This window comes from Streptomyces polygonati (assembly GCF_042650325.1).
Lineage (GTDB): Bacteria > Actinomycetota > Actinomycetes > Streptomycetales > Streptomycetaceae > Actinacidiphila > Actinacidiphila polygonati.
In genome coordinates, this window is sequence record NZ_JBHSBB010000033.1 from 1 (window position 1) to 10,783 (window position 10,783).

Genomic DNA, 10,783 nt, shown 5'->3' on the forward strand with positions numbered 1-10,783 from the left:
GCCAGGAAGCCCTGCAGCCGGCGTGCCTGGGCACGCAGCGCCTTGTCCGACGTGGCCGACAGCAGCCAGGGCAGCGCTTCGGCCTCGGCGCTTTCCACCGGCAGGCTCGGGGCCTGCTCGAGGACGACATGGGCGTTGGTGCCGCTGATCCCGAACGCCGAGACACCGGCCCGGCGGGGACGCCCGGTCTCCGGCCACGACCGGGCTTCCGACAGCAACCGCACCTCGCCCGACTCCCAGTCGACATGCGAGGTCGGCGCGTCGACATGGAGGGTCCGGGGCAGTTCACCGTGCCGCATCGCCATGATCATCTTGATCACACCCGCGACACCCGCCGCCGCCTGCGTATGACCGATATTCGACTTCACCGAACCCAGCCACAACGGCTCGGCACGATCCTGACCATAAGTCGCCAGCAAAGCCTGCGCCTCGATCGGATCACCCAGCGTCGTACCCGTACCGTGCGCCTCCACCGCATCCACATCCGACGCCGACAAACCGGCGTTCGCCAACGCCTGAACAATCACCCGCTCCTGCGACGGACCATTCGGCGCCGTCAACCCATTCGACGCACCATCCTGATTCACCGCCGAACCCCGCACCACGGCCAACACCCGATGCCCATTCCGCCGCGCGTCGGAAAGCCGCTCCAGCAGCACCAGACCCGCGCCCTCACCCCAACTCGTACCGTCGGCGCCCTCGGCGAAGGACTTGGAACGGCCGTCGGCGGCCAGTCCCCGCTGGCGGGAGAAGTCGATGAAACTCGCCGGGGTCGCCATCACCGTCACACCGCCGGCCAGCGCCAGCGAGCACTCCCCCGAACGAAGCGCCTGCGCCGCCAGATGCATCGCCACCAGCGACGACGAACACGCGGTGTCCACCGACACCGCCGGACCCTCCAGCCCCAGCAGATACGAGACCCGACCGGACGTCACACTGGTCGCCGTACCCGTCGACAGATAACCCTCCGCGTCATGGGAGACCTGGTCCACCCCACCCGCGTAGCCGGAAGCCCAGATGCCGGTGAACACACCGGTCCGGCTGCCGCGCAACGAGGCCGGATCGATCCCGGCGTGCTCGAAGGTCTCCCACGCCGTCTCCAGGACCAGTCGCTGCTGGGGGTCCATCGCCAGCGCCTCACGCGGGGAGATCCCGAAGAAGCCCGCGTCGAAGCCCCGCACATCGGTCAGGAAGCCGCCGAAACGCGTATAGCTCGTCCCCGGCGAACCCGCCGGATCATAGAGCCGGTCGAGATCCCACCCACGGTCCAGCGGGAACTCACCCACCGCGTCCACCCCACCCGACACCAGCCCCCACAGATCAGCCGCCGACGCCACCCCACCCGGATACCGGCACCCCATCCCCACCACCACCACCGGATCACCCGACACCGCGACCGAAACCGGCGCGACCGTGCGGCGCTCCTTGCCGAGGACGACCTCGCGCAGGTATTCGGCCAGCCGTACCGGGGTCGGGTGGTCGAAGACCATCGTGGCGGACAGCCGGGCGCCGACCGCCGTGGACAGGCGGTTCCGCAGTTCCACGGCCGTCAGCGAGTTGAAGCCCAGATCCTTGAAGGCGCGCTCGGCGCCGATCTCGTCGCCGCGGCCCAGCACGGCCGCGGCGTGGGTGCCGATCAGTTCGAGCAGTGCCTCCCGCTGCCGGGCCTCGGGCCACGTCGCCAGCTCGGCCGCCAGCCCGGTGCGCCGCACCGGTTTCCGCGCACGCACCAGCGACCGGAACACCGGCCGGTCGCCCAGCGCGGACACCTCCAGGTCGGCGGTGACCACCACCGGTTCCGCCGTGTCCAGGCCGGCGTCGAACAGTGCGAGCCCGCGCTCCGTCGTCATCGGCAGCACACCGGCGCGGGCGAGCCGCTCGCGGTCCGCCGCTGACACCCGCTCGGTCAGCCCGGTCGCTTCGGCCCAGTGACCCCAGGCCAGCGAGACGCCCGGCAGGCCCATCGCGCGCCGGTGGGCGGCCAGTCCGTCGAGATACGCGTTCGCCGCCGCGTAGTTGGCCTGCCCGGCGGCTCCCAGCACGCCGGCCGCCGAGGAGAACAGCACGAACGCCCGCAGGTCGCGGTGCTCGGTCAGCTCGTGCAGGTGCCGGGCGGCCCGCGCCTTCGGCTCCCACACCGCCGCGAGGCGTTCGGGCGTCAGGGACTCCACCAGGGCGTCGTCCAGCGCCCCGGCCGCGTGCACGACCGCCGTCAGCGGGTGCTCGACCGGGATCGAGGCCAGCACGGCGGCCAGCGCCGCCCGGTCGCTCACGTCGCAGGTCGCCACCGTCACCCGGGCGCCGAGCCGGGTGAGTTCGTCCCGCAGGTCCGGCCTGCCGCCGCTGCGACTGACCAGCAGCAAATGCCGCACACCGCGGTTGGCGACGAGGTGCCGGGCGACATGACCGCCCAGCGTCCCCGTACCGCCGGTGATCAGGACGGTGCCGGCCGGGTCGGGATCCGCCGGGACGGTGAGGACGATCTTGCCCGTGTGCTCGGCCCTGCTCATGTACCCGAAGGCTTCCCGCGCGCGGCGGACGTCCCACGTGGTGATCGGTGGCCGGCGCAGCTCGCCGTCGGTGAGCAGCCGGATCACCTCGGCCAGGATCTCCCCCAGCCGCTCCGGCCCCGCGTCGGCGAGGTCGAACGCCCGCACCCCGGCCCGGACATCCGCCTTGCCCATCTCCACGAACCGCCCGCCGGGCGCCAGCAGCCGCAGGGACGCGTCCAGGAACTCACCGGACAGCGAGTTCAGCACCACGTCGAACGGACCGAACCGGTCGGCGAACTCCAGAGTCCGGGACGAGGCGATACGGTCGTCGGCGAGCCCCGACGCGCGCAGTACATCCCATTTGGCCGGACTCGCGGTGGCGAACACGTCCGCGCCCCACAGCCGGGCGAGCTGGATCGCCGCCATGCCGACCCCGCCGGTCCCGGCGTGGATCAGCACCCTGTCCCCGGCCCTCAGCTCACCCAGGTCCCGCAGGCCGTACCACGCGGTCAGGAACGCGACCGGTACGGCGGCGGCCTCGGTGAAGCTCCACCGGTCGGGAATCCTGGCCAGCACCCGGTGATCGGCGACCGCGACCCGGCCGAACGCGCCGGGCAGCAGCCCGGCGACCCGGTCACCCGGCCGCAGCCCGGTGACCTCGGCTCCGGCCTCGGTCACGATCCCCGAGCCTTCGCTGCCGAGCAGGGCCGACTGCGGATACACGCCCAGGGCGAGCAGGACGTCGCGGAAGTTCAGACCCGCCGCCCGGACGGCGACGCGCACCTCATGCGTCCCCAGCGGCTCCTCCGGGTACGGCACGAAGGCGAGGTCGTCCAGGCTGCCGGTGCCCGCGTCCGCCAACCGTCCGTCAAGCGCCTCCGGCGCGGCACGCACGAGCCGGGGCACATAGGCGACGCCCCGGCGGACGGCCACCTGGTCCTCGTCACCGACCGCCAGGCCGTCCGGCAGATCGTCCGCGTCCACCAGGACGAATCGGCCGGGGTGCTCGGACTGCGCGGAGCGCACCAGGCCCCATACGGCCGAGGCTTCCGGGTCGCCGACCCGGTCACCGGGGACGGCCGCGACCGCGCCCCGGGTACGGACCACCAGCCGGTCCCCCGGTCCGGCGAGGAAGTCCTGGACGGCGGCCAGCGCTTCGGCCACCGACCCGGGCGAGACCACCTCGCCGCCGAGCACGCCGTCCTCGGCCGGCAGCGGGATCCAGTCGAGCGCGTACAGCGGTTCGCGCTGGGCCATCGGCCGGGTGGTCAGCGCCTCGATGGTCACCACCGGGGCGCCGGACAGGTCCGCCACGGCGACGGCGTACGTGCCGGGGAGCACGGTCGACAGCCGGACACGCGCGGTGCTGACCCCGGTGCGGTGGACCGCGATCCCGTTGAGCGCGAAGGGCAGCCGCACACCGCCGCGCTCGTCGGCCAGCAGCGCCAGCGGCTGGAGCGCCGCGTCCAGCAGCGCCGGATGCACAGCGAATCCGGCCGCGTCCGCGACGGCGACCTCGGCGAACACCTCGTCGCCGCGCCGCCATACCGCCCGCACGGCCTGGAACTCCGGCCCGTACTCGTAACCGGCCGCCGCGAGCATGTCGTCGAGCCCGGTGACGGGTTCGGCGCCGGCCGGCGGCCACTGCGACAGGTCCTGTCCTGCCACGGGGTGCCCGCCCGCCGTCGCGGTGGCGTGCCGCACCCACGCGTCCGCGCGGGACCGGACCTCGACCGTACGGCGGCCCGACTCGTCCGGCGCGCCGACCACGACCTGCACGTCCACCGCGCCGTCCTCGGGCAGCACCAGAGGCGCTTCCAGGACCAGCTCCTCCACCGCCGGCCCGGCCGCCCGCACCACGAGTTCCACGAAGGCCGTCGCGGGCAGCAGCACCGCCCCCATCACGGCGTGGTCGGCGAGCCACGGATGGGTGGCCAGCGAGAGACGGCCGGTCAGCACCGTCTGTTCGCCGACCTCGACCCGGGCGCCGAGCAGCGGATGGTCCACCGCCTCGACCCCGGCCGCGGACACATCGCCCGCGCCGCCGGGGAGCAGCCAGAACCGCTCCCGCTGGAACGGGTAGGTGGGCAGCGGCACCGGCGATCCGTCCGGGACCGGCCAGCGCACCTCGACGCCCCGGACGGACAGCCGGGCCGTGGCGGCCAGGAACTCCGCGAGCGTGCCGCAGTCCCGGCGCAGCGTCCCGGTCGTCGCACCCGCGTCGTGCTCCTCAAGTGCCGGCGTCAGCACCGGATGCGGACTGATCTCCACGAACGACGGGTCGCCCGATCCGAGCAGCAACCGCGTCGTCGCGTCGAACAGCACCGGCTCACGCAAGTTGCGGTACCAGTAGTCCGCGTCGAGGATGGCGGTGTCGATCAGCTCGGCGGTGACGGTGGAGTAGAACGCCACGTCGCCGGTTCTCGGTTCGATGCCCGCCAGATCGGTCAGCAGCCGCTCGCGGATCGCCTCCACCTGCACGGAGTGCGCCGCGTAGTCCACCGGCAGGACGCGCGCGCGGACGTCGTGCGCGACGCACGATTCCAGGAGTTCGTCCAGCGCGGCCTGTTCACCCGATACGACGACCGAGCCGGGCGCGTTGATCACCGCGACGGTCAGCCGGTCGCCCCAGAGCGCGACGAAGTCGGCGGCCCGTTCGAGCGGCAACGCCATGGACAGCATGCCGCCCCGCCCGGCCAGCGCCGTGAGCGCCTTGCTGCGCAACGCCACCACCCGAGCGGCGTCCTCCAGCGACAACGCCCCCGCCACATACGCGGCGGCGATCTCGCCCTGCGAATGCCCCACCACCGCATCCGGCTCGACGCCGTAGGACCGCCACAACTCCGCCAAACCCACCATCACCGCGAACAACGCCGGCTGCACCACATCCACCCGGTCCAGCGAACCCCCCGACAACACCTCCACCAACGACCAGTCCGTATACGGCGCCAGAGCGGCGGCACACGCATCAATGGCGGTACGGAAAACCTCCGACTCCCCGTACAGCTCCCGGCCCATCCCCACCCACTGCGCCCCCTGACCCGGGAACACAAACACCGTCCGGCCCGACCCACCCACCACACCACTGACCACCCGGGGATCCCCCTCGGCCAGCGCCGTCAACTCCCCCACGAGCTCGGCCCGCGTCCGGCCCAGCAGCACCGCCCGGTGATCGAAGCGCGCCCGTCCGGCCAGCACTCCCGCCACCGCGACCTCATCGGCCTCGGGATGGGCCGCGACGAACTCCGCCAGCCGCGCCGACTGGTCGCGCAACGCGGCGTCCGACTTCGCCGACAGCAGCCACGGCAGCGGCTCGGCCGGAATGTCGGCCGGGGAGGCCGCCGGAGGCGCCGCCGGGTCCGGGTCGGGCGCCTCGATGATGACGTGGGCGTTGGTGCCGCTGATCCCGAACGCCGAGACACCGGCCCGGCGAGGGCGCCCGGTCTCCGGCCACGACCGGGCTTCCAGCAGCAGCCGCACGTCGCCCGACTCCCAGTCGACCTGCGACGTCGGCTCGTCGATGTTGAGGGTCCTGGGGAGTTCGCCGTGCCGTATCGCCATGACCATCTTGATCACGCCCGCGACACCGGCCGCCGCCTGGGTGTGTCCGATGTTGGACTTCACCGAGCCGAGCCAGAGCGGTTCGGCCCGGTCCTGACCGTAGGTGGCGAGCAGCGCCTGGGCCTCGATGGGGTCGCCGAGCGTCGTACCGGTGCCGTGCGCCTCCACCGCGTCCACATCCGACGGCGACAGACCGGCGTTCGCCAACGCCTGCAGAATCACCCGCTCCTGCGACGGACCGTTGGGCGCGGTGAGTCCGTTGGAGGCGCCGTCCTGGTTGGCCGCGCTGCCCGCGACCACCGCCAGCACCTGATGGCCATTGCGGCGGGCGTCGGACAGCCGCTCCAGCAGGACCAGCCCGGCACCCTCACCCCACGCCGTGCCGTCGGCGCCCTCCGCGAACGACTTGATCCGCCCGTCGGCCGCCAGCCCGCGCTGCCGGGAGAACTCGGTGAAGCCCATCGGGGTCGCGATCACGGTGACACCGCCGGCCAGCGCGAGCGTGCACTCCCCCGAGCGGAGCGCCTGCGCGGCCAGGTGGATCGCCACCAGCGACGAGGAGCAGGCGGTGTCCAGGGAGACCGCCGCGCCCTCCAGCCCGAGCAGATAGGCGATCCTGCCGGACGTCACACTGGTCGCCGCGCCCGTGCCGAGATAGCCCTCGGCCTTGGACAGTGTCTGGTCGCCGTAACCGGAGGACCAGATGCCGGTGAAGACACCGGTCCGGCTGCCGCGCAGCGAGGTCGGGTCGACCCCGGCGTGCTCGAAGGTCTCCCACGCCGTTTCCAGCAGTACCCGCTGCTGGGGGTCCATCGCCAGCGCCTCACGCGGCGCGATCCCGAAGAAATCGGCGTCGAACCCGGCCGCGTCGGCCAGGAACCCGCCCGACCGGGTGTACGACGTGCCGGGGTGATCGGGGTCCGGATGGTAGAGACGCTCCACATCCCAGCCCCGGTCGACCGGAAAGCCTGTGATCGCGTCGGTGCCGTCCGCGACCAGCCGCCACAGGTCATCGGGTGACGCCACCCCGCCGGGCAGGCGGCACCCCATCCCCACGATAACGATCGGATCGTCGGCGGCGGCGAGCACGGCCGGCACGGCCACGGTGGGGTCCTTCGCCATGCCGAGGATCTCGCCCAGCAGGTGCTCGGCGAGCCGGCGCGGTGTCGGGTGGTCGAAGGTGACGGTCGCGGACAGGCGCAGGCCGGTGGCGGTGTTGAGCCGGTTCCGCAGCTCGACGGCGGTGAGCGAGTCGAAGCCCAGTTCCTTGAAGGCCTGCTGCTCGGGCACGTCGCCGGACTCGCGGTGCCCGAGTACGGTCGCGGTGTTGGCGGTCACCAGGTCCAGCACCACCGGCAGCCGCTCGGCTTCCGGCAGCGACCGCAACCGGCCGGCCAGCGCGCCCTGCCGCACCGGGCGCCGTGCCGCCCTGCGCGTGACCAGGCCCTTCAGGGCGGCCGGGATCGCGGCCGCGGACGCCAGCGCCGACACGTCGAGGTGCACCGGAGCCAGCAGGGCCCGGTCCGCGGCGAGGGAGGCGTCGAACAGCGACAGCGCGTGGTCGGTGGCCAGGGGGACGACCCCGGCGCGCTTCAGGCGGTCCTGGTCGGCGTCGGTCAGATGCCCGGTCATCCCGCTCGGCTCGGCCCAGTAGCCCCAGGCCACGGAGTTCGCCGGCAGCCCGAGGGCACGCCGGTGTCCGGCGAGGGCGTCGAGGAAGGTGTTGGCCGCGGCGTAGTTCGCCTGCCCCGCGCTGCCCAGGAGTCCGGCCACCGAGGAGAAGAGCACGAACGCCCGCAGATCGAGGTCCTTGGTGAGCTCGTGCAGGTGCCATGCCGCGCGGACCTTGGGCTCGGACACCCGCCGGAGACGGTCGGGCGTCAGGGCGCCGACCACGGCGTCGTCCAGCACTCCGGCCGCGTGCACCACGGCGGTCAGCGGATGCGAGGCCGGGACGGAGGCCAGCAGCTCGGCGAGCGCGTCCCGGTCGGCCGCGTCGCACGCGGCCACCGTCACGTCCGCGCCCAGCCGGGTCAGCTCGTCGCGGAGTTCCGCCCCACCGCCGCTCCGGCTCACCAGGAGCAGCCGCCGCACACCGTGGTCGAGCACGAGGTGCCGGGCCACCAAGCCGCCGAGTACGCCGGTGCCGCCGGTGATCAGCACCGTTCCCTCGTCGAGCCGCGACGGGATCGTCAGGACGATCTTGCCGATGTGGTCGGCCCTGCTCATGTGCCGGAACACATCGACCGCGTCCCGGACTCCGCGTACGTCGATCGGCAGCGGCGTGAACGACCCGTCCGCGAACGACCGCAGGACCGTCTCCAGGATCTGGCCGAGCCGCTCGGGCCCGGCGTCGGCGATGTCGAACGCCCGATACACGATGTCCGGATAGTCGCCGGCGTCGCGGATATCGGTCTTGCCCATCTCCACGAACCTGCCGCCCGGCTTGAGCAGCCGCAGGGACGCGTCGACGAACTCGCCGGACAGCGAGTCGAGCACCACGTCCATGGGCGGGAACTCCTGCTCGAACTCCGTGGTGCGCGAGGACGCGATACGGTCGTCGGTCAGACCGAGCTGCCGCAGGGTGTCCCACTTCGCCGGGCTCGCGGTCGCGAACACCTCCGCTCCCAGCAGCCGCGCGAGCTGGATCGCCGCCATGCCGACGCCGCCGGTGCCGGCGTGGATGAGAACCCGGTCGCCGGGACCGGTCCGGCCGAGGTCGGCCAGTCCGTACCAGGCGGTCAGGAACGCCACCGGCACCGACGCGGCCCTGGCGAACGGCCAGTCGTCGGGAATCCTGGCCAGCAACCGGTGATCGGCCACGGTGACCGGGCCGAACGCGCCGGGCAGCAGGCCCATGACACGGTCACCGGGCTGAAAGCCCGTTCCGGGGCCGGCCTCCAGCACGATGCCGGCGCCCTCGCCGCCCATCAGCGCCTCGCCCGGGTAGACGTTCAGCGCGATCAGCACATCCCGGAAGTTCAAGCCCGCGGCCCGCGTGGCGATGCGGACCTGTCCGGGTCCCAGCGGTTCGGCCAGCTCCGGTCGGGACATGAGCGCCAGGTCGTCGATGCTGCCGTTGCCGTTGTCCTCCAGCCGCCAGCTCTCGGCCGGCGGGGTGAGGCTCGCACCGACGCGGACCAGGCGCGGGGCCAGCAACGCCCCCTTGCGTACGGCCAGTTCCGGCTCCTCCGACCCAGCGATCAGGCCGGGGTCGCCGTCCCACTGGGCGTCCGCGTCGACCAGGACGAAGCGGTCGGGGTGCTCCGCCCGCGCGCTCCGTACCAGCCCCGCGACCATCGAGTGGGCGAGGTCGACCGCGTCGCCCGGCGCGGCGGCAACGGCGTCGCGGGTGACGACCACCAGCCGCTTGCGTTCGCCCGCGAGGTGGTCCTGAATCGCGGCGAGTACGTTCAGCGCCGCCTCGTACGCCGCGCCGACGGGCTCCCCCTGCGGCACGGGCACCCGGTGAACCACCAGGTCCGACGCGTCGCCGGCCGACGGGGACTCCAGCGCGACCCAGTCGAGCGCGTACAGGCTGTCCGGGATCGCGGTGGCGGCGCGGACGGCCAGCGATGTGATCATCGCGACCGGATTGCCGTCGAGGTCGGCCATGGCGACGGTGTACGTGTCCGGCCCGGTGGCGGACAGCCGTACGCGAAGCGCCCGGACTTCGGTGGGCCGCAGCGTCAGTCCGGTGAAGGCGAAGGGCAGGCCGGCGCTTTCGGTGAGGAACGCCAAGGGGTGCAGTGCCGCGTCCAGCAGCGCGGGGTGCGGGGTGAAGCGCTCCTCGGCGGGCACCTCCACCTCGGCGTAGACGGTGTCACCGACCCGCCACGCGGCCGTGACACCCTGGAACGCCGGCCCGTACTCGTAGCCGCGTACGGAGAACGAGTCGTAGAGCCCGTCCGCGTCGAGCACTTCGCCGTCGAGCGGCCAGTCCCAGCCGCTCAGCGGCTGCTCCCCGCCCAGCGTCCCGGTCGCGTGCCGCAGCCACTCGTCGCCGGCTCGCGAGTACACCGTGACCGGGCGCCGGCCGTCGTCCTCGGGTCCCACGACGATCTGGAGGTGGACCGGGGTGTCGTCCAGGGTGAGCGGTGATTCGAGGACCAGCTCCTCGACCGCGCTGCCGAGCCGTCGGCCGGCGTAGGCCACCATCTCGGCGTACGCGGTGCCGGGCAGCAGGACCGAGCCCCGCACGGCGTGGTCGGCGAGCCATGGGTGGGTCGCAAGCGAGATCCGTCCGCTCAGCACCGCGCCGTCGGGAAGTTCGACGAACGTGCTCAGCAGCGGGTGGTCGCCGGACTCGGTCGGGACGGGCCGCAGCCAGAAGGGCTGGCGCTGGAAGGCGTAGGTCGGCACACCGATCGGCGCGGTGCCGGCGGGGAACTCCACGGGAATCCGCCAGTCCACCGGGACGCCGAGGACGTGCAGGCGGCCCAGCGCGCTCATGAAGTCGTCCCGGTCGCGCCGCAGCGTCCCGGTGACGACGGGGTCCGAGCCGTGATGGTGGCCGGTCTCCTCGATCGCCGACACCAGGACGGGGTGCGGGCTGACCTCTATGAACACGCCGTGGCCCTGGTCGAGCAGGGCGCGGGCGGCGAGGTCGAAGCGAACCGGTTCACGCAGGTTGCGATACCAGTAATCGGCGTCGAGGGTCGCGGTGTCGATCAGCCCACCGGTCACCGTGGAGAAGAACGGCACCCGCGCACCACGCGGCGCCACACCCG

At 73.1% G+C, this 10,783-nt stretch carries 1 protein-coding gene; it reads right to left on the reverse strand.

Annotated elements, in window-relative coordinates; translation table 11 throughout:
* Positions 1–10,757: SDR family NAD(P)-dependent oxidoreductase (locus ACFO3J_RS31745; protein ID WP_386436935.1), on the reverse strand; the 10,757-nt coding region annotated here is incomplete at its 3' end.
* Between the last annotated feature and the right edge of the window lie 26 nt (positions 10,758–10,783).